We start from the raw sequence: 17,130 nt of genomic DNA, 5'->3' as shown, positions 1-17,130 counted from the left end.
CCCCGCTCGTACAAGGGGTGCGATCAAATAAATTTATCTACCCGACCATCGGCATAGTTTTTAACAATGACATTTTGTCACTCAAGGAGATAAAGCCCGTGCCAGACAGCGAGCAGCCCTCCCCCCGCGGACGGGCCAGCCCCGACCACCGCCCGAAGATGGCGGAGAAGAAACGCCTGCTGATGCGCACGCGCCTGCTCGACGCGGCGATGCGGGTATTCGCCGAGCCCGGCTCGGCCGCGCCGGTGATCGACGACGTGATCCGCGAGGCCAAGGTTTCGCGCGGCACCTTCTACCGCTACTTCGATTCCCTGGACCAGGTGCTGGTCGCCCTCGGCCAGGACCTGAGCAACCAGATGACCACCGACATCCTGCCGCTCTACGACATCCTCGAGGAGCCGTGGAAGCGCATCTCGGTGGGCTTCCGGGTGTTCCTGGTGCGCGCCCTGCTGGACCGCAAGTGGGCCGGTTTCGTCACCCGCGTCGACGTCTGGCCGCACCACGCCCTGGTGGCCGAGTACATGGGCCGCGACCTGGAGAGTGGGCGCGCCGCCGGCGAACTCCACTTCGAACGCCTCGACGCCGCCACCGACTTCCTCATGGGCGCCTCGGCCCTGAGCATCCAGACCATCCTGCAGGGCGTGGAACAGCCCAACGAATACATCGACGCCTGCGTGCACATGGCCATGGCCAGCCTCGGCTACGACGCGGCCACCTGCCGGCGCGGCGTGGACTTCTCGCTGAGCTACCTGCAGGACTGGGGCTCGGGCGCGCTGGAGCTGCCGCGCCCGGTGTGGTCGCTGAACCTCAACTCGCGCGAGGGCCGCGAGTTCCTCGCCTATCGCCGGCAGCAGGCCTAGCGCTCGATGCGGGCGAAGCGCGCGCTCTCCCCGGGCGCCGGCGTCGCCCTGGCGGGGAGCCTGGCAACCTGCTGCAGCTGCGGATCGCCGCACAGCGCCTCGTGCAACGCTTCCAGCAGCACCTGCACGCGGGCGTCGGCCAGGCTGTAGTAGATCGAGCGGGATTCGCGGCGGGTCTTCACCAGCTGGTTCTGCCGCAGTTCGGCCAGTTGCTGCGACAGGCCGGGCTGACGCAGGCCGAGGTCGCGTTCCAGTTCCGCCACGGAGCATTCGCCACGGGCGATCTGGCAGAGCAGCAGCAGGCGCGTCGGGTTGGCCAGCAGGCGCAGCAGTTCGGCGGCGTCGTTGGCGCGCTCCTTCAGGGCTTCCAGGCCCTCGTCGGCCGGCGCCTTCATGGTTTCTTCCAGCGGTAGTACCAGGTTTCGTCCGGGCCGGGCTCGACCTGCAACGCCTCATGGGCATCCAGGGCCACCGGCTCCAGCAGCGCGCCGCCGGGCTGCCAGCCCTCCGGCGTGGAAGCGGCGTGCCGGTCGGTGGCCTGCAGCGCGGCAACCAGGCGCAGTAACTCCTCCACCGAACGGCCGACGTTCATCGGGTACCAGCTCAGGGCGCGGATGATGCCCTCCGGATCGATCACGTAGCTGACCCGGGTGGTCGAGCTGTCCACCGCGTCGGGGCCGACCATGCCGTAGCCGCGGGCGATGGCCATGGAGGGGTCCTCGATGATCGGGAAGTCGATGGCCACGCCGAAGCGCTCGTGGATGTCGCGTATCCACGCCAGGTGCGAGTAGAGGCCGTCCACCGACAGCGCCAGCAGCTCGCAGCCCAGTGCGTCGAAGCGCGGCTTGGCGCGGGCGAAGGCGATGAACTCGCTGGTGCACACCGGGGTGAAGTCCGCCGGGTGGGAGAACAGCAGCAGCCAGCGGCCGCGGTAGTCGCTCAGGGCGACGTCGCCGCGGGTGGTGCGGGCGCGGAACTCCGGCGCACGGTCGTTCTGGCGCAGCGGCGGCATGGAGGGAGCGGAACAGGCATTGGCTTCCACGGTGATCCAGATCCTCGGCTGAACAGGCCCGTCATGCTACCGCCCCGGCCCGGTAGCGTCGACGCCGACACTTCGACGTTTTCATAATTGCACTATTAAAGAAATAGTGTAAGCATGATTCAGGTCAATGTCGCAGGAGACGTCCCCCATGTCCGCCCTCCACGCCGATGCCGCCCTGGCCGCCGCCAGCGCACTGGTCGACGACGCCACCAGCGGCCGCGCCCCCGCCCCGCAGGTCACCTCGTTCTTCGACGAAGCCACCTTCACCGTCAGCCATGTGGTGCGCGATCCCACCAGCAACGCCTGCGCCATCATCGACAGCGTGCTCGACTTCGACCAGGCCAGCGGCCGCACCCACCAGGAGTCGGCCCAGGCCCTGGTGGAGTTCGTCCAGGCCAACGACCTGCGGGTGTCCTGGCTGCTGGAGACCCACGCCCATGCCGACCACCTGTCCGCCGCGCCGCTGCTGCAGGAACGCCTGGGCGGGCGCCTGGCGATCGGCGAGCGGATCACCCGGGTGCAGCAGACCTTCGGCAAGATCTTCAACGCCGGCAGCGCCTTCGCCCGCGACGGCAGCCAGTTCGACCATCTTTTCGCGGATGGCGAAAGTTTCCGCATCGGCAACCTGCAGGCCATCGCCCTGCACGTGCCCGGGCATACCCCGGCCTGTATGGCCTACGTGATCGGCGATGCGGTGTTCCCCGGCGACACCCTGTTCATGCCCGACTACGGCACCGCGCGCTGCGACTTCCCCGGCGGCGACAGCGCCACGCTGTTCCGCTCCATCCGCCGGCTGCTCGGCCTGCCGCAGCCGGCGCGGGTGTTCCTCTGCCACGACTACAAGGCCCCCGGCCGCGACCGCTACGCCTGGGAAACCAGCATCGGCGCGCAGCGCGCCGGCAACATCCACGTCCACGACGGCGTGAGCGAGGCCGCGTTCGTCGCCATGCGCGACGCCCGCGACGCCACCCTGCCGATGCCGCGCCTGATGCTGCCCTCGGTGCAGGTGAACATGCGCGGCGGCCACCTGCCGGAGCCGGAAGACAACGGCGTGCGCTACCTCAAGCTGCCGCTGAACCTGCTCTGAGCCGCCGACGGCGGGCCATGACGGCCGCTGTCCCGCCGCCCTCCCCTTGCCTTGCGCCGCCGAAAGAAGAAGAGGAATCCGCCATGCAACGTCTGCCCCTGGACGATGGCTTTTGCGTCGCCCCGCAACTGAACCCCGAAGACCTTTCCGCCCTGGCCGCCACCGGCATCCGCAGCCTGGTCTGCAACCGCCCCGACGGCGAGGCCGACGACCAGCCGGGCAGCCAGGCCATGGCCGCGGCCGCCACCGCCCAGGGCCTGGAGTTCGCCTACCTGCCGGTGACCAGCGGCGCCATCGGCGACGCCGACGTCCATGCCTTCGCCGCCGCCCTGGAGCAGCTGCCCGGCCCGGTGCTCGCCTACTGCCGCACCGGCACCCGCTCGGCCACGCTCTGGGCGCTGTCCCAGGCCGGGCAACGGCCCCTGGACGACATACTCGCCCGCACCGCCCGGGCCGGCTTCGACCTCGGCCAGCTGCGCCCGCGCCTACAGGCCGCCGCCAGCCCCCGCCCGGGGCGCGGCGAGCCCACCTACGACGTGGTGGTGATCGGCGCCGGCGCCGCCGGCCTGGCCACCTGCGCCAGCCTGCTCAAGCGCCGCCAGAACCTGAGCATCTGCATGGTCGAGCCGGCCACGGAGCACTACTACCAGCCGGGCTGGACCATGGTCGGCGCCGGCGTCTTCACCCAGGACCGCACGGTGCGCCCGATGGCGGCGCTGATCCCCGACTGCGTGGCCTGGGAGCGCTCCGCCGCGGCAGCCTTCGCGCCCCAGGACGAGCGGGTGATCCTGGCCAACGGCGCCAGCCTGAAGTACCGCGTGCTGATCCTGGCGCCCGGCCTGAAGCTGGACTGGAACGCCATCCCCGGCCTGGCCGACACCCTGGGGCGCAACGGCGTGACCTCCAACTACCGCTTCGACCTGGCGCCCTACACCTGGCAGCTGGTGCGCGGCCTGCACCGCGGCCGCGCGCTCTTCACCCAGCCGCCGATGCCGATCAAGTGCGCCGGCGCGCCGCAGAAGGCCATGTACCTGTCCGCCGACCACTGGCTGCGCGGTGGCCGCCTGGACGGCATCGATATCCAGTTCCACACCGCCGGCGCCGCGCTGTTCGGCGTGGCGGACTACGTGCCGGCATTGATGGAGTACGTCGAGCGCTACCGCGCCCAGCTCAACTTCGGCTCGACCCTGGCGGCCGTCGACGGCCCGGCGCGCACCGCCACCTTCGCCCGCACCGATGCCGACGGCCAGCGCCACGAGGAAGTGCGCGAGTTCGACATGCTCCACGTGTGCCCGCCGCAGACCGCTCCAGACTTCATCCGCAGCAGCCCGCTGGCCGGCGACGGCGGCTGGATCGACGTCGACCCGGTGACCTTGCGCCATGCGCGCTTCGCCAACGTCTTCGCCCTCGGCGACGCCAGCGCCGCGCCCAACGCCAAGACCGCCGCGGCGGCGCGCAAGCAGGCGCCGGTGGTGGCGCACAACGCCCTCGCCTGCCTCGACGGCCAGCCCCTGACGGCGGCCTACGACGGCTACGGCTCCTGCCCGCTGACCGTGGAGCGCGGCAAGATCGTGCTCGCCGAGTTCGGCTACGGCGGCAAGCTGCTGCCCACCTTCCCGCGCTGGCTGCTCGATGGCCGCAAGCCGTCGCGCCTGGCCTGGCACCTGAAGTCCGAGGCGCTGCCGGGCATCTACTGGAACGCCATGCTCAAGGGCCGCGAGTGGCTCTGCGCGCCCGGCCGGCGCCGCGCCGAACAGTCCGCCTGAGGAAGCCGCGATGCCGACCCTCAGCCTGTTGCAGTACCTGCTCGGCGCCGCCGCCGGTTCGCTGGTGGGCTTCACCCTCGGCCTGGTCGGCGGGGGCGGCTCGATCCTCGCCGTGCCACTGATGGTCTACCTGGTCGGCGTCGACAACCCCCACGTCGCCATCGGCACCAGCGCCCTGGCGGTGGCCGCCAACGCCGCCGCCAACCTGCTCAACCATGCCCGCCGCGGCAACGTGAAGTGGCCCTGCGCCTCGGTGTTCGCGCTGGTCGGGGTGGTCGGCGCCTTCTTCGGCTCGTCCCTGGGCAAGGCCTTCGACGGCCAGAAGCTGCTGGTGCTGTTCGCCCTGCTGATGCTGGTGGTGGCGGCGCTGATGCTGCGCGGGCGCGCCAGCGAAGGCGACGCCGCGGTGGCCCTGGGCCGCGGCAACGCCCCGCGGCTGGCGGCATTCGGCGGCCTGGCCGGCGCCCTGTCGGGATTCTTCGGCATCGGCGGCGGCTTCCTCATCGTCCCCGGCCTGATGGCCGCCACGCGCATGCCGATCCTCTTCGCCGTGGGCAGCTCGCTGGTGGCAGTGACCGCCTTCGGCCTGACCACCGCGCTCAACTACGCGCGCTCGGGCCTGGTGGACTGGCCGCTGGCGGTGGTGTTCATCGGCGGCGGGGTGGCCGGCGGGCTGTGCGGCGCCTGGCTGGCGACGCGCCTGTCGCGCAGCCAGGGCACCCTGAACCTGGTGTCGGCGGCGATGATCGGCGCCACCGCGCTGTACATGCTCTACCGCAGCCTGGGGGCGCTGGGCGTCATATGAACGACAGGGCAACGCACCGCTCAGGTGTATTTCGTGAAGATCGCCCGGACCCGCTGCAGCGTCTGCGCCGCGTCCTGCTCCTGGTCCTCGAACGCCTCTTCCAGCAGGCAGGCGAGCAGCTCCTGGTAGGCCTTTTCCAGGGCCTTGCGCGCCGCGCGGAACTGCAGCGCGATGGTCTCGCACTCCTCGCCCCGGCGGATCATGGCCTGCAACCCGCGTATCTGGCCCTCGACCCGGGCCAGGCGGTTGAGCATCGCTTCCTGGGGGGTGATATCGCTTTTTCTGCTCACGTGTACCTTCCAACGCGCATCCCGAGGTGAAGGCTCCATGGGGTTCCCATCCACGGCAACCCGGCGCCCGGGCGTGAGGGTAGCGTTGTTCGGCGGGCACAGCCAGCCCGGCGGCGGGGCAGCCGCCGGGCATGGCCCGCGCCCGGCCTCAGGAGCGCTTGCAGCTCCCGCAGGTGCTGATGCCCAGCAGCGGATAAACCGGGCAGAAACGGAAGATGCCGGTGGCCAGCGGCACTATGCCGATCCACCCCCACCAGCCGATCACGCCGGCGAGGCTCAGCCCGATCAGCAGCAGCCCCACGACGATGCGCACCGCGCGATCGATGGTCCCCACATTCGCTTTCATGACGATCTCCTTGGTCAGGTCCCGCGCTGGCCATCCAGCACGGTGAAGATGAGCGGCCGGCTTGCCGGGTCGGGCGCCGGACGAGGGTCCAGGCGCCTGCTGCGTCAATCTGCCATCTCATTGAAAGGGCACTTCCAGCATACCCTATGGGGTATTACAGCAGCCGCTCCAGAGGTGCACAAGTGAGTGCGTCAATCCGCTACCCGAAGCTGGTGAAGGAACTGGCGGCCATCCTGCTGATCAAGCTGGTGCTGCTCCTGGCCATCAAGGCCATCTGGTTCGACCACCCCACCCTTCCCGCCGAGGGCGAACGGCAGGTCAGCGCGCACCTGCTGGGCACCCCCGACCCCGTATCCACCCCCACCTCATCCCCCGCCAAGGAGTCCCCGTGATGATTTCCGAAGCCGTAGTCGACCTGTCACGCCTGCAGTTCGCGATGACGGCGATGTACCACTTCCTGTTCGTGCCCCTGACGCTGGGCCTCGCCTTCCTGCTGGCGATCATGGAGTCGGTCTACGTGATGACCGGCAAGCAGGTGTACAAGGACATGACGCAGTTCTGGGGCAAGCTGTTCGGCATCAACTTCGCCCTCGGCGTCACCACCGGGCTGACCATGGAGTTCCAGTTCGGCACCAACTGGGCCTACTACTCCCACTACGTCGGCGACATCTTCGGCGCGCCCCTGGCCATCGAGGGGCTGATGGCGTTCTTCCTAGAATCCACCTTCATCGGCCTGTTCTTCTTCGGCTGGGATCGCCTGTCCAAGGTCCAGCACCTGAGCGTGACCTGGCTGGTGGCGCTGGGCTCGAACCTCTCGGCGCTGTGGATCCTGATCGCCAACGGCTGGATGCAGAACCCGGTGGGTGCGGAATTCAACTTCCAGACCATGCGCATGGAGCTGACCGATTTCGGCGCCCTGCTGTTCAACCCGGTGGCCCAGGTCAAGTTCGTCCACACCGTGGCCGCCGGCTACGTCACCGGGGCGATCTTCGTCCTGGCCATCTCCAGTTATTACCTGCTCAAGGGCCGTGACCAGGGCTTCGCCCGCCGCTCCTTCGCCATCGCCTCGGCCTTCGGCCTGGCCTCGATCCTCTCGGTGATCATCCTCGGCGACGAGTCCGGCTACGAGATCGGCGACGTGCAGAAGACCAAGCTGGCCGCCATCGAGGCCGAGTGGAGCACCGAGCAGGCGCCGGCCGGCTTCACCCTGTTCGGCATCCCCGACCAGGAGCAGATGCGCACCCATTACGCGATCAAGATTCCCTATGCGCTGGGCATCATCGCCACCCGCTCGCTGGACAAGGAGGTCACCGGCATCAAGGACCTGCTGGTGCAGCACGAGGCGCGCATCCGCAACGGCATGCAGGCCTACGCGCTGCTGGAACAGCTGCGCGGCGGCGACACGTCCGCGGCCACCCTCGCCGCCTTCAATGATGTGAAGCAGGACCTGGGCTACGGCCTGCTGCTGAAGAAGTACACCGACAAGGTGGTGGACGCCAGCGAAGAGCAGATCCGCCTGGCCACCCTGGACACCATCCCCGACGTGCTCACGCTGTTCTTCAGCTTCCGCATCATGGTCGCCTGCGGCTTCCTCATGCTCGCCCTGTTCGCCTGCGCCTTCTGGGCCTCGGCGCGCAAGAACGAGGAGCGCAAGCCCTGGCTGCTGAAGTGGGCGCTGCTGAGCCTGCCGCTGCCGTGGATCGCCGCGCAGACCGGCTGGTACGTCGCCGAGCACGGCCGCCAGCCCTGGTCCATCGGCGAGGTGCTGCCGGTGCACCTGTCCGCCTCCAGCCTGGGCACCCACGACCTGTGGGGTTCGCTGATCGCGCTGGTGGCCTTCTACAGCCTGCTGCTGGTGGTGGAGATGTACCTGATGATCAAGTTCGCCCGCCTCGGCCCGTCGAGCCTGCACACCGGCCGCTACCACTTCGAGCAGGGCGCCGCGCAGCGCCCGGCCACTGTCTGAGGAACCCGCCATGGACTACGAAACCCTGAAGATCACCTGGTGGGTGCTGATCGGCGTGCTGCTGATCGGCTTCGCCCTCACCGACGGCTTCGACATGGGCGCCATGGCGCTGCTGCCCTTCGTCGCCCGGGACGACCACGAGCGCCGCGTGGCGATCAACACCATCGCCCCGCACTGGGACGGCAACCAGGTGTGGTTCATCACCGCCGGCGGCGCGCTCTTCGCCGCCTGGCCGATGGTCTACGCCACCGCCTTCTCCGGGCTCTACTGGGCCATGCTGCTGGTGCTGTTCGCGCTGTTCTGCCGGCCGGTGGGCTTCGACTACCGCAGCAAGCTGGAGAACCCGCGCTGGCGCGCGGCCTGGGACTGGGCGCTGTTCGTCGGCGGCTGCGTCCCGGCGCTGGTGTTCGGCGTGGCCTTCGGCAACCTGTTCCTGGGCCTGCCGTTCAACCTCGACGAAATGATGCGGCCGACCTACAGCGGCTCGTTCTTCGCCCTGCTCAACCCCTTCGCCCTGCTCGCCGGGGTGGTCAGCCTGAGCATGCTCTGCCTGCACGGCGGCGCCTGGCTGATGCTGCGCACCGACGGCGAACTGGCCGAACGCTCGCGCCGCGCCGCGCAACTGTGCGCGCTGGTGTACCTGGCGGCCTTCATCGGCGCCGGGCTATGGCTCAGCCTGGGCATGCACGGCTTCAGCCTGGCCTCGGCGGTGGACGGCAACGCCGTGCTCAATCCGCTGCACAAGCAGGTGACGCTGGACAACGCCGGCTGGCTGGCCAACTACCACAAGCAGCCGCTGACGCTGCTCGCCCCGGCGCTGGGCATCCTCGGCGGGCTGCTGGCCCTGGCCAGCGCCAGCGGCAACAGGGGCGGCCTGGCCTTCCTCGGCAGCGCCCTGGCCATCGTCGGCACGCTCTGCACCGCCGGCTTCGCGCTGTTCCCCTTCGTCTTCCCCTCCAGCGAGAACCCGGCGGCCAGCCTGACGCTGTGGGACGCGGTGTCCAGCCACAAGACCCTCGGCATCATGTTCGCCGTGGCCTGCATCTTCGTGCCGCTGATCCTTTGCTACACCCTCTGGGGCTACGTGCGCATGTGGGGCCGGCTGAGCCGCGGACACATCGACGCCAACCCCCACGGACTCTACTGAGGAGCGACAAGCATGTGGTACTTCACCTGGATTCTCGGTGTGCTGCTGGCCTGCAGCTTCGGCATCATCAACGCCCTCTGGCTGGAAACCACCCAGGACCTGGACAGCGATGACCGCCGCCAGTCCTGAACGCGCCCTGCGCCGCCGCTGGAGCCGCGCGCTGTCGCTGCTGCTGGCGGCGCCGCTGGCGCTGGTGCTGCTGATCCACCCGGCGCTGATGCTCGACGCCAACGGCGGCTACAGCCACGGCCTGCTGATGCTGGTGATGCTCGGCGTGAGCGGCGGCTTTGTCCACGGCGTGGGCTTCGACCCGCGCGGCCGGCTCTGGGCGCTGCTGTTCGGGCCGCCTGTGGCCTGGCCGCTGATGCTGCTGGGCTATGGCCTGCTGCTCTACGCGCGGACGAGTTGAGGCCGCGCGTCCCCACCCATCGGAAGAGCCACGCCCATGCATCGCCACCCCGGCGGCGGACAGCGACACCTGCACGACGGCAAGCCCTCCACGCCAGCGAGCCATCCGACGGCAGCGCAAACCACCTATTCCGCTTCAACTCACCCTGGCAGGTTCAAACATGAAAAACCTTTCCATCGTCATTCCGTTGCTCGCCCTGCTCTTCTCCACGGGCTGCGCCCAGCTGGAGAAAGCCCGGGCGAAGCGCGACGCCGATCCCGCCGCCTACGACGCCATGGACCTGAACAGGCACTACTTCTCCCAGGATCCCCGCGACTGGGTACAAGGGAGCTGATCCCGCCACGGCCTGGCGGGAATGGCCCCGCTGGCCTCGATCAGCCAGGGAGCAGGAAGCGCCGGACCTGAACGATAGGATGGTGTGCTCATTGCGCATGGAAACAGTCCGGAAGCCTTGACCCAGGTCATTCGTTTCCGGCCTCCGGCGAAAACATAGTGGAACCGAGCGCCCGAGGGGGCCAGACATGGACGCCGGCGAGTTATCCCACCCTCGGGCGCTCCCCCATCGGACCGGAGGAGGACCTTATCCGCGATTTTCGGCTGCGGGCCGGAACATCGGTGGCAGGTCCAAGAGCCCCTCTCCCTAACCCCCAAAGCCACAGGCACGCACCATTCGCAAACGCGATTCGCGGATAAGATCCGCTCCTGCGGGCCGCCCCGGCACCGTGCCCATGTAGGAGCGCGCCCTGCGCGCGAAATCGCGGGCAGGGCCCTACGGTTCCAGGAAGCACGGCTTTTCGTAGGATGGCGTTGAGCGAAGCGATACCCATCAGCGCAACCGCATGGGTTTCGCAAGCTCAACCCATCCTACGAAGAGCACCTCGGCGCAAGACAGTTGCTCCTACGCAAAGCTCTCCGATCCCCCATGAAAAAGCCGCCACGACGCATGGGGTCGTCGTGGCGGCCAAGGGGAATGAATCGGACGGCCGAAGCCGGCATTCACGAACTCAAGGTGGCTTGAATGAAGTCAATGGACAACCCTCGATATATGGAGCACGCGGTATCAACTGATACTTCGAAAAATCTTTAAATCCGCAACTAACCTAGAACTTCGCCTCCAGATCCAATTGCAACGTATCGATATCCGCATCTTTACGTGAACCACTGGCGGCATCCGACCTGGCCATGAAATAAGTGGCACCCAAGGCGAAGTTCTTGTCGATGTCGTAGGCAACCTTGAACTTGTGACCACGAGATGCGGTGTAACCATTGGCGAAGTCCGAATCGGTAAATGCCCCGACCACCGCATTACGCTGCACGTCGCGATAGTTGTAGTCGAAGCTGAAGTCACCCACCTTGGTCTTCGCGCCGGTCAGCCAGGCAGTATCTTCATTGCTATCGGTCGCCTGGTTGACCACGTATTGCCCATAAAGCGAAAGCGGAACCGGCAGGTTGCCGAAGTCCAGCTGGCCGAAGCCTTCGTAGAGGCGGAAGTCCCTGGTGGTGTTGCCGTTGGCGGAAAGCTGGCACGGCGTCGTGGTGGCCGAGCCGCAGGCACTGTCGGTGTCGTTGTCGTAGGCGTAGAGGCTCGCCCCGAGGGTCGCCTTGATGCCGTCGATGGGCGCGAAGCGGGCGCCGAACTGGCCGCTGTACAGGCGCAGGTCATGCTGGAAGGCGTAGCCTTCGCCGTCGACGTTGTCCTTCAGGTTGAAGTAGCCGGCGCTGCCGAACAGCTCGGCGCTGCCGCCCAGTGGGTATTTGTAGGTGGCGGCGAAGCCTTCGGGGTTGATGTCGCCGTCCCAGATGACATCGCCTTCGCTGACCCACGGCTGGTTCATCTTGCCGCCGATCAGGTGCAGGTTCTTCACCGCCGCGGGGTGAAAGTCGATGTAGGCCTGGTCCAGCCACAGCTGCTTCTTGTCGAAGTAGTTGTCCATGCTCTGGTTGGTCGAGCGGGCGTCGTCGCCGCTGCCGGTGGCGATGCGGATGCCGGTGTCCACCTGCGGGTTGATCTGGCTGTAGAAGCCGACCCGCGCGCGGATGCGCTGGCGGTTCTGGTCGCCCTTGCTGCCGCTGTTCTGCGCATGCACGGTTTCCTGGCGCACGCGGACGTCGCCCTTCACCTGGGTCCTGGCGGCCCAGGCGATGCTCTGCTCGAAAGCGCTCATCTGCTCTTTCTTGGCCTTGGCCTGTTCCGCGGCGACCTGGTTCTCCCTGTCCAGCTCGGCCGTGAGTTCGGTGTACTGGGCGGCGCTGATCGAGCCATTGGCCTTGAGCATTTCCAGCAACCTGGCATCGACCCCCGCATGCGCCGGAACACTCAGGACGAGCAATGCCCCGGTACAAATCCCCATCCCGCCCAGTGCAGAAGTACTACGCATCAAGAATCTCCTGAAATCCGATAAAGGCGGCAACTGCCACCCAATTAATTCGGTTCCCACAAAGTTCTCCGCCACCGGCGAAGACCTTGTCCCCAAACCGGGGCCGATTCTTGTTTTTTGAATATTGCAGAATGGTTTCAAGCGAAGGCGGAACATGAACCAGCAGAACATCAAGAGTCCCTGCAGCCCTTATGGATTGCGGATTCATATACTATTTGGCGAGGGTGTTTTTACGCGCAGCGGCTATATTGCCGGGCGGGAAATACCTAGCATTTTAAAAGTGAAGAACCCTGCTGTTTTCGGTTGAATGAAAGTTCGATCGACTCTCTGAATAGAGCAACCAGAATTCAGCGATCCCGGGCACCCTTCGGCCTCGTTGCCGAAGGGGGCCGGGCGATCAATCCGCCATACCGGCGTCGCCAGGCTGGCGCGTCTTCAGGCGGTGCTCCAACTGCCGGCGGGTGATGCCTAGCAGCCGCGCGGCGCCGGCGACATTGCCGCCGGCCCGGCCCAGGGCACGCTTCACCGAAGCCTCGATCAGCTCCTCCAGCGGGTGCTCGTCCAGCCACTGCTCGATGATCCGCTGCCGCTGCTGCGGGGCCTCGAAGGCCGGCCGGGCTTCCGCCTCCCGCGCCGGGGACAGGAACAGGTCGCTCAGGCCGATGGGCTCGTTGTCGTCGGCCAGGACCACGCCTCGCTCGATGATGTTCTCCAGCTCGCGCACGTTGCCGGGATAGTGGTATTCCAGCAGCGCCCGCACGGCCGCGCGCGAGAGGCCCTTGATGGTGCGCTGGTGCTGGGTGGAGAAGCGCTTGATGAAGTAGCGGATCAGCAAGGGGATGTCGTTGCGCCGCTCGCGCAGCGCGGGGATGTGGATGGGGACGACGTTGATGCGGTAGTACAGGTCCTCGCGGAAACGGCCCTGCTGGACATCCTTCTCCAGGTCCGCGTTGGTGGCGGCGATGACGCGGATGTCGACGGGGCGCGGCGCATCGCCGCCCAGCCGGTCGACCTCGCGTTGCTGCAGCACGCGCAGCAGCTTCTCCTGGGCCACCGAGGTCAGGGTGCCGATCTCGTCGAGGAACAGGGTGCCGCCGTCGGCCTGCTCGAAGCGTCCCGGCCGGCTGCGGTGGGCGCCGGTGAAGGCGCCCTTCTCGACGCCGAACAGCTCCGACTCGATGAGTGTTTCCGGCAGGGCCGCGCAGTTGACGGCGACGAAGGGCTTGTCCGCGCGGTGACTGAGCTGGTGCAGCAGGCGGGCGAAGCGTTCCTTGCCCACGCCGGTCTCGCCCTGGAACAGCACGGTGACGTCGCGCGTGGCGATCTTCTCGATGCGCCGGCAGGTGGCGAGGAAGCTCGGGTCCGCGCCGATCAGGTCGGAAACCGCCAGGGCCTCGTCCAGCACGGGGTCGTTCAGCGAAGCGTTGATGTAGTCGGTGGAGCCGAACAGCTCCAGCTGATCGCCGTCGGGGCCCCACTCCTCCAGCGGCTTGCCGATGATCCGGCAGTGCGCGTGGCCCATGCCGCGGCACTCCACCTCGCGGAACAGCACCGTGCGGCCGAAGAAGGCGCTGTTGAAGCCGGAGGCGTGGCCGACCTGCATCCAGCAGACCGGCTCGGCGGAAGGCGGCAGGTGCGCCAGGTGGGCGCTGGCCTCGAAGGAGTCGTGCCAGATCTGCTCGACGTAGTGGTGGCCAGACTCCACGTCCACCTCCATGCGCAAGGTCTCCACTTGCGTCACCCCTTCCAGCGCATGCAGCAACGGCCCCGCCATGAAGGCGTGGTCGCTCTCGTCGCCACGCAACTGGCGCGCCAGCCCAGCGTCGCTGGAGCCCGTCGCATAGCCCATGCGGGCCAGCAGGCGGCGCGAATGGGCCACGCCGATCTCGGCGATCAACTCACGGCGGAAGGCGGCGAAGGCGGACAGCTGCATGAGGAATGCGCGTTGCTGGCCGATCCAGATCTGGCCCTTTTCGGGCTGCATGCGGAACTGACGGAGCAGGTCCTGGGGGAAGCTGCGGGCACCCATGGCATCTCAACATTTTTGTTATTAGTGAATTCGAAATTAACAAACACGTTAATTCCGCGGCAATCCAGCGCTGGCGCCAAAGGCGCCGAAAAGTCCTGTAAGCCTATGTTTATCCTGAAGAAAACAAAATCAACGAAGCATTGGCATGCCGCTTGCCATTGCCCTCTCAAGCGCAACGCGCTGGGGACGGACAGGACGCCGCGCCCTGCCCACCACGGAGGGCTACCCGATAACAAGATGGCGATGCCGGGCGTGGCGGCCCGGTATCCGGAGAGCGAGAACAATGACAATGAGCATGCCTGGTTTACCCGCCGACAACGCCGGCGAAGCGCGCTACGACGCGGACGTGGCCATCGTCGGGGCCGGCCCCGTCGGCACCCTGCTGGCCATTCTGCTGGGCCGCAAGGGCCACCGCGTCACCCTGGTGGAGCGCTGGCCGCAACCCTACGACCGCCCCCGCGCCGTGACCTTCGACCATGAGATCGCCAGGATACTCGCGGGCCTGGGTATCGACTCCGACAACGACCCGGCGATCAACTACCACGACGAGCTCTACTACTGGCGCAACGCCGCCGGCGAAGACCTGCAGATCGTCGACTGGAAAAGCACCTCGGCCTCCGGCTGGCGGGTGCGCTACTGGTTCAACCAGCCCGGCCTGGAAAGGCGCCTGCTGGGCATCGCCGAGGGCATCGCGAACATCCGCCTGATCCGTGGCTGGGAAGCCAACGAACTGCAGCAGGATGACCAGGGCATCTGCCTTGGCGGCATTGGCGATGCGCCGGACGCGCCCAGCCGCATCCGCGCCCGCTACGTCGTGGGCGCCGATGGCGCCAACAGCTTCGTGCGCAAGGCGCTGGGCCTGAGCCTCACCGACCGCGGCTTCTTCTACGACTGGCTGATCCTCGACATGATCCCGCACCAGGAACAGGTGCTGGACCCGGTGCACTGGCAACTGTGCGACCCCAGGCGCCCCACCACCATAGTGCCGGGCGGCCCCGGCCGCCTGCGCTGGGAGTTCATGGCGCTGCCCGGCGAGTCGGCGGAGGCACTGGCCAGCCCGGAAAACGCCTGGAGCCTGATGCAGCCCTGGGGCCTGACGGCGGCCAACGCGACGCTGGAACGCAGCGCCGTGTACCGCTTCCAGGCCTGCTGGGCGGAGTCCTGGCGCAATGGCCGCGGCCTGATCGCCGGCGATGCCGCGCACCTGATGCCGCCCTTCGCCGGCGAGGGCATGTGCGCCGGCCTGCGCGACGCCGTCGCCCTGGCCTGGCGCCTGGACGCCATCCTCGACGGCACCCTGGGCGAAGCGGTGCTGGACAGCTACACCAGCGAACGCCGCGAACATGCCAAGCACTACATCGAGTTCTCCATGGAGCTGGGGCGCATCATCTGCATCACCGACCCGCAGGAAGCCGCCGAGCGCGACCGGCGCATGAAAGCGGAACTGGAGGCCTCCGGCCGCACGCCGGTGCCCACCGACAAGGCGGCGCTGGGCCCGGGCATCTGGTGCAAGGACGCGGCCCACGCCGGCGAACTCTCGGTGCAGGGCATCGTCCGCGCGGGCGAGCGGCGCGGGCGCTTCGACGACCTCGCCGGCCGCGGCTGGCGGGTCATCGGTTTCGAGCAATCGCCCCGCCAGGCCCTGCCCTCCCACCAGTTGCAGGCGCTGGAGCACCTGGGCGCGCGCTTCGTCACCCTGGGCCGCCCGGGCAGCCATTGCGACCTGGAAGACGCCGAAGGCACCTATGCCGCCTGGCTGGAAGAACTGGGCGCCCGCTACCTGGTGATTCGCCCGGACTTCTACGTCGCCGCCAGCGCCGGCTCGGCCGAGGCGCTGCAGCGCCAGCTGGACGACTTGCTGGGGCAGCTTCACCTGACGCACCTCCAGGCCCCTTCCCACGAAGCGACCGCCGCCTTCGCCTGACCGACACGACCGGGAGTCCATCCTGATGCACGAATTTCTCTATACCCAAAACCCCGCCCGCGTGGTCTTCGGCGCCGGCAGTTCCCTGCGCGCGGCCGCGGAACTGGAGGCCCTGGGTTGCCGGCGCGCCCTGCTGCTCTCGACGCCCGCGCAACAGGCGGACGCCGAGCGGCTGCTCGACAGCCTTGGCGGGCTGGGCGTCGGCGTCTTCGCTCAGGCCACCATGCACACCCCCGTAGAGGTGACCGAGGCGGCGCTGGCGCGCTATGCCGAGCTGGGCGCGGACAGCGTCGTGGCCCTGGGCGGCGGCTCCACCATCGGCCTGGGCAAGGCCATCGCCTACCGCAACGACGCCCCCCAGGTGGTGATCCCGACGACCTACGCCGGCTCCGAGGTGACGCCCATCCTCGGGCAGACGGAAAACGGTGTGAAGACCACGGTGAGCGCGCCGTCGATCCTCCCCGAAGTGGTGATCTACGACCCGCAGCTGACCCTCGGGCTGCCGGTGCCCATGAGCATCACCAGCGCCCTCAACGCCATGGCCCACGCCGTGGAGGGGCTGTATGCGCGCAACCGCAACCCCATCACCTCGCTGATGGCGGTGGAAGGCATCCGGGCGCTGAAGCAGGCCCTGCCCGGCGTGGTCCGGCAGCCGGAGGACATCGCTGCGCGCAGCTCGGCCCTGTATGGCGCCTGGCTGTGCGGCACGGTGCTGGGCAGCGTCGGCATGGCCCTGCACCACAAGCTCTGCCACACCCTGGGCGGCAGCTTCAACCTGCCCCACGCCGAAACCCACGCGGTCATGCTGCCCCACACCGCCGCCTACAACCAGCAGGCCGCGGCCGAGGCCCTGCAGCCGGCGGCCGAACTGTTCGGCGGCGACCTCGGCGGCGGCCTCCACGACTTCGCCGGGCAGTTGGGCGCGCCCCTGGCGCTGAAGGACCTGGGCCTGCGCGAAAGCGACCTGGACCGCGCCGCGGACCTGGCCGTGACCAACCCGTACTGGAACCCCCGACCGGTCGAGCGCGAGGCCATCCGCGCGCTCCTGCAACGGGCCTGGGCTGGCCTGCGGCCGGAATGA

19 protein-coding genes are annotated in these 17,130 nt (G+C 68.1%); 13 read left to right on the top strand and 6 right to left on the bottom strand.

Annotation, left to right across the window (positions count from 1 at the left end; all coding sequences use genetic code 11):
* Positions 1-98: 98 nt before the first annotated feature.
* Positions 99-860, top strand: coding sequence for a TetR/AcrR family transcriptional regulator (locus ACTWJ5_RS13155; RefSeq protein WP_444438925.1), 762 nt, complete (start codon positions 99-101; stop codon positions 858-860).
* Here the strand turns inward: ACTWJ5_RS13155 and ACTWJ5_RS13150 are convergent.
* Together ACTWJ5_RS13150 and ACTWJ5_RS13145 are read right to left on the bottom strand one after the other, a co-directional pair.
* On the bottom strand, positions 857-1,255 hold the full coding sequence (locus ACTWJ5_RS13150) for an ArsR/SmtB family transcription factor (protein ID WP_074980609.1): 399 nt from the start codon (positions 1,253-1,255) through the stop codon (positions 857-859). The two genes, ACTWJ5_RS13155 and ACTWJ5_RS13150, sit on opposite strands and share 4 nt — an antisense overlap.
* A complete protein-coding gene (locus tag ACTWJ5_RS13145; RefSeq protein WP_245323042.1) occupies positions 1,252-1,902 on the bottom strand; it encodes a peroxiredoxin in 651 nt (216 codons plus the stop codon). The genes ACTWJ5_RS13150 and ACTWJ5_RS13145 overlap by 4 nt, the downstream gene beginning before the upstream one ends.
* A 148-nt stretch (positions 1,903-2,050) precedes the next feature.
* On the opposite strand from ACTWJ5_RS13145, the gene ACTWJ5_RS13140 reads away from it, so the two are divergent.
* The 3 genes from ACTWJ5_RS13140 (at position 2,051) to ACTWJ5_RS13130 (ending at position 5,560) form a co-directional block, all read left to right on the top strand.
* Entirely contained in the window at positions 2,051-2,989 is a 939-nt protein-coding gene (locus ACTWJ5_RS13140) for an MBL fold metallo-hydrolase (protein ID WP_116423971.1), read from the top strand.
* 83 nt (positions 2,990-3,072) lie between these two features.
* On the top strand, positions 3,073-4,755 hold the full coding sequence (locus tag ACTWJ5_RS13135) for a TIGR01244 family sulfur transferase (protein ID WP_444438922.1): 1,683 nt from the start codon (positions 3,073-3,075) through the stop codon (positions 4,753-4,755).
* Between the two features lie 10 nt (positions 4,756-4,765).
* Complete coding sequence (locus ACTWJ5_RS13130) at positions 4,766-5,560, top strand: sulfite exporter TauE/SafE family protein (protein WP_074980613.1); 795 nt, start codon at positions 4,766-4,768, stop codon at positions 5,558-5,560.
* Positions 5,561-5,580: 20 nt separating this feature from the next.
* Here ACTWJ5_RS13130 and ACTWJ5_RS13125 read toward each other — a convergent pair whose 3' ends face one another.
* Together ACTWJ5_RS13125 and ACTWJ5_RS13120 are read right to left on the bottom strand one after the other, a co-directional pair.
* The gene (locus ACTWJ5_RS13125; protein ID WP_009623131.1) at positions 5,581-5,814 is read right to left on the bottom strand and encodes a metal-sensing transcriptional repressor; all 234 of its coding nucleotides are present in this window, start codon (positions 5,812-5,814) and stop codon (positions 5,581-5,583) included.
* A 184-nt stretch (positions 5,815-5,998) separates the two neighbouring features.
* Positions 5,999-6,196 carry a YgaP family membrane protein gene (locus ACTWJ5_RS13120; RefSeq protein WP_444438920.1) on the bottom strand — a complete coding sequence of 66 codons (198 nt, stop codon included), beginning with the start codon at positions 6,194-6,196 and terminating at the stop codon, positions 5,999-6,001.
* Positions 6,197-6,378: 182 nt separating this feature from the next.
* Between ACTWJ5_RS13120 and cydP the strand changes: the two genes are divergently transcribed.
* From cydP to ACTWJ5_RS13090, 6 genes are all read left to right on the top strand, one after another.
* A complete protein-coding gene (gene cydP, locus ACTWJ5_RS13115) occupies positions 6,379-6,588 on the top strand; it encodes a cytochrome oxidase putative small subunit CydP (RefSeq protein ID WP_043272039.1) in 210 nt (69 codons plus the stop codon).
* Positions 6,588-8,162 (top strand): cytochrome ubiquinol oxidase subunit I, encoded by a 1,575-nt coding sequence (locus ACTWJ5_RS13110; RefSeq protein ID WP_444438918.1) that lies wholly within the window; start codon positions 6,588-6,590, stop codon positions 8,160-8,162. The genes cydP and ACTWJ5_RS13110 overlap by 1 nt, the downstream gene beginning before the upstream one ends.
* Positions 8,163-8,172: 10 nt before the next feature.
* Complete coding sequence (cydB, locus tag ACTWJ5_RS13105) at positions 8,173-9,309, top strand: cytochrome d ubiquinol oxidase subunit II (RefSeq protein ID WP_116423977.1); 1,137 nt, start codon at positions 8,173-8,175, stop codon at positions 9,307-9,309.
* A gap of 12 nt (positions 9,310-9,321) precedes the next feature.
* Complete coding sequence (cydX, locus tag ACTWJ5_RS13100; protein WP_009623142.1) at positions 9,322-9,438, top strand: cytochrome bd-I oxidase subunit CydX; 117 nt, start codon at positions 9,322-9,324, stop codon at positions 9,436-9,438.
* A complete protein-coding gene (locus ACTWJ5_RS13095) occupies positions 9,419-9,718 on the top strand; it encodes a cyd operon YbgE family protein (RefSeq protein ID WP_043318342.1) in 300 nt (99 codons plus the stop codon). Before cydX ends, ACTWJ5_RS13095 begins: the two co-directional genes overlap by 20 nt.
* Positions 9,719-9,878: 160 nt before the next feature.
* Positions 9,879-10,052, top strand: coding sequence for a hypothetical protein (locus ACTWJ5_RS13090; RefSeq protein ID WP_159458817.1), 174 nt, complete (start codon positions 9,879-9,881; stop codon positions 10,050-10,052).
* 766 nt (positions 10,053-10,818) lie between these two features.
* Here ACTWJ5_RS13090 and ACTWJ5_RS13085 read toward each other — a convergent pair.
* On the bottom strand, positions 10,819-12,096 hold the full coding sequence (locus ACTWJ5_RS13085) for a putative porin (protein ID WP_444438916.1): 1,278 nt from the start codon (positions 12,094-12,096) through the stop codon (positions 10,819-10,821).
* A gap of 154 nt (positions 12,097-12,250) precedes the next feature.
* Between ACTWJ5_RS13085 and ACTWJ5_RS13080 the strand changes: the two genes are divergently transcribed.
* On the top strand, positions 12,251-12,403 hold the full coding sequence (locus ACTWJ5_RS13080; RefSeq protein WP_261746417.1) for a hypothetical protein: 153 nt from the start codon (positions 12,251-12,253) through the stop codon (positions 12,401-12,403).
* A gap of 90 nt (positions 12,404-12,493) precedes the next feature.
* On the opposite strand, the gene ACTWJ5_RS13075 is transcribed toward ACTWJ5_RS13080, so the two are convergent.
* A complete protein-coding gene (locus ACTWJ5_RS13075; protein WP_058071776.1) occupies positions 12,494-14,125 on the bottom strand; it encodes a sigma-54-dependent Fis family transcriptional regulator in 1,632 nt (543 codons plus the stop codon).
* 295 nt (positions 14,126-14,420) lie between these two features.
* Between ACTWJ5_RS13075 and mhpA the strand changes: the two genes are divergently transcribed.
* A complete protein-coding gene (mhpA, locus tag ACTWJ5_RS13070) occupies positions 14,421-16,049 on the top strand; it encodes a bifunctional 3-(3-hydroxy-phenyl)propionate/3-hydroxycinnamic acid hydroxylase MhpA (protein ID WP_253390207.1) in 1,629 nt (542 codons plus the stop codon).
* Between the two features lie 25 nt (positions 16,050-16,074).
* Positions 16,075-17,130, top strand: coding sequence for a maleylacetate reductase (locus tag ACTWJ5_RS13065; RefSeq protein ID WP_074980618.1), 1,056 nt, complete (start codon positions 16,075-16,077; stop codon positions 17,128-17,130).

This window comes from Pseudomonas sp. A6 (assembly GCF_052367875.1).
Lineage (GTDB): Bacteria > Pseudomonadota > Gammaproteobacteria > Pseudomonadales > Pseudomonadaceae > Pseudomonas > Pseudomonas citronellolis.
Note: the sequence above shows the minus strand (reverse complement) of the source record. Positions and strands in the feature narration are given on the sequence as shown.

What these genes read in the sequence shown, in the direction of transcription:
- cydB (WP_116423977.1), top strand. Translation starts at nt 8,173, where the DNA reads ATGGACTACGAAACCCTGAAGATCACCTGGTGGGTGCTGATCGGCGTG.
- ACTWJ5_RS13125 (WP_009623131.1), bottom strand. Translation starts at nt 5,814, where the DNA reads ATGCTCAACCGCCTGGCCCGGGTCGAGGGCCAGATACGCGGGTTGCAG.
- ACTWJ5_RS13140 (WP_116423971.1), top strand. Translation starts at nt 2,051, where the DNA reads ATGTCCGCCCTCCACGCCGATGCCGCCCTGGCCGCCGCCAGCGCACTG.
- ACTWJ5_RS13135 (WP_444438922.1), top strand. Translation starts at nt 3,073, where the DNA reads ATGCAACGTCTGCCCCTGGACGATGGCTTTTGCGTCGCCCCGCAACTG.
- cydX (WP_009623142.1), top strand. Translation starts at nt 9,322, where the DNA reads ATGTGGTACTTCACCTGGATTCTCGGTGTGCTGCTGGCCTGCAGCTTC.
- ACTWJ5_RS13150 (WP_074980609.1), bottom strand. Translation starts at nt 1,255, where the DNA reads ATGAAGGCGCCGGCCGACGAGGGCCTGGAAGCCCTGAAGGAGCGCGCC.
- ACTWJ5_RS13130 (WP_074980613.1), top strand. Translation starts at nt 4,766, where the DNA reads ATGCCGACCCTCAGCCTGTTGCAGTACCTGCTCGGCGCCGCCGCCGGT.
- ACTWJ5_RS13090 (WP_159458817.1), top strand. Translation starts at nt 9,879, where the DNA reads ATGAAAAACCTTTCCATCGTCATTCCGTTGCTCGCCCTGCTCTTCTCC.
- ACTWJ5_RS13110 (WP_444438918.1), top strand. Translation starts at nt 6,588, where the DNA reads ATGATTTCCGAAGCCGTAGTCGACCTGTCACGCCTGCAGTTCGCGATG.
- ACTWJ5_RS13065 (WP_074980618.1), top strand. Translation starts at nt 16,075, where the DNA reads ATGCACGAATTTCTCTATACCCAAAACCCCGCCCGCGTGGTCTTCGGC.
- ACTWJ5_RS13085 (WP_444438916.1), bottom strand. Translation starts at nt 12,096, where the DNA reads ATGCGTAGTACTTCTGCACTGGGCGGGATGGGGATTTGTACCGGGGCA.
- ACTWJ5_RS13080 (WP_261746417.1), top strand. Translation starts at nt 12,251, where the DNA reads ATGAACCAGCAGAACATCAAGAGTCCCTGCAGCCCTTATGGATTGCGG.
- mhpA (WP_253390207.1), top strand. Translation starts at nt 14,421, where the DNA reads ATGCCTGGTTTACCCGCCGACAACGCCGGCGAAGCGCGCTACGACGCG.
- ACTWJ5_RS13095 (WP_043318342.1), top strand. Translation starts at nt 9,419, where the DNA reads ATGACCGCCGCCAGTCCTGAACGCGCCCTGCGCCGCCGCTGGAGCCGC.
- ACTWJ5_RS13120 (WP_444438920.1), bottom strand. Translation starts at nt 6,196, where the DNA reads ATGAAAGCGAATGTGGGGACCATCGATCGCGCGGTGCGCATCGTCGTG.
- ACTWJ5_RS13075 (WP_058071776.1), bottom strand. Translation starts at nt 14,125, where the DNA reads ATGGGTGCCCGCAGCTTCCCCCAGGACCTGCTCCGTCAGTTCCGCATG.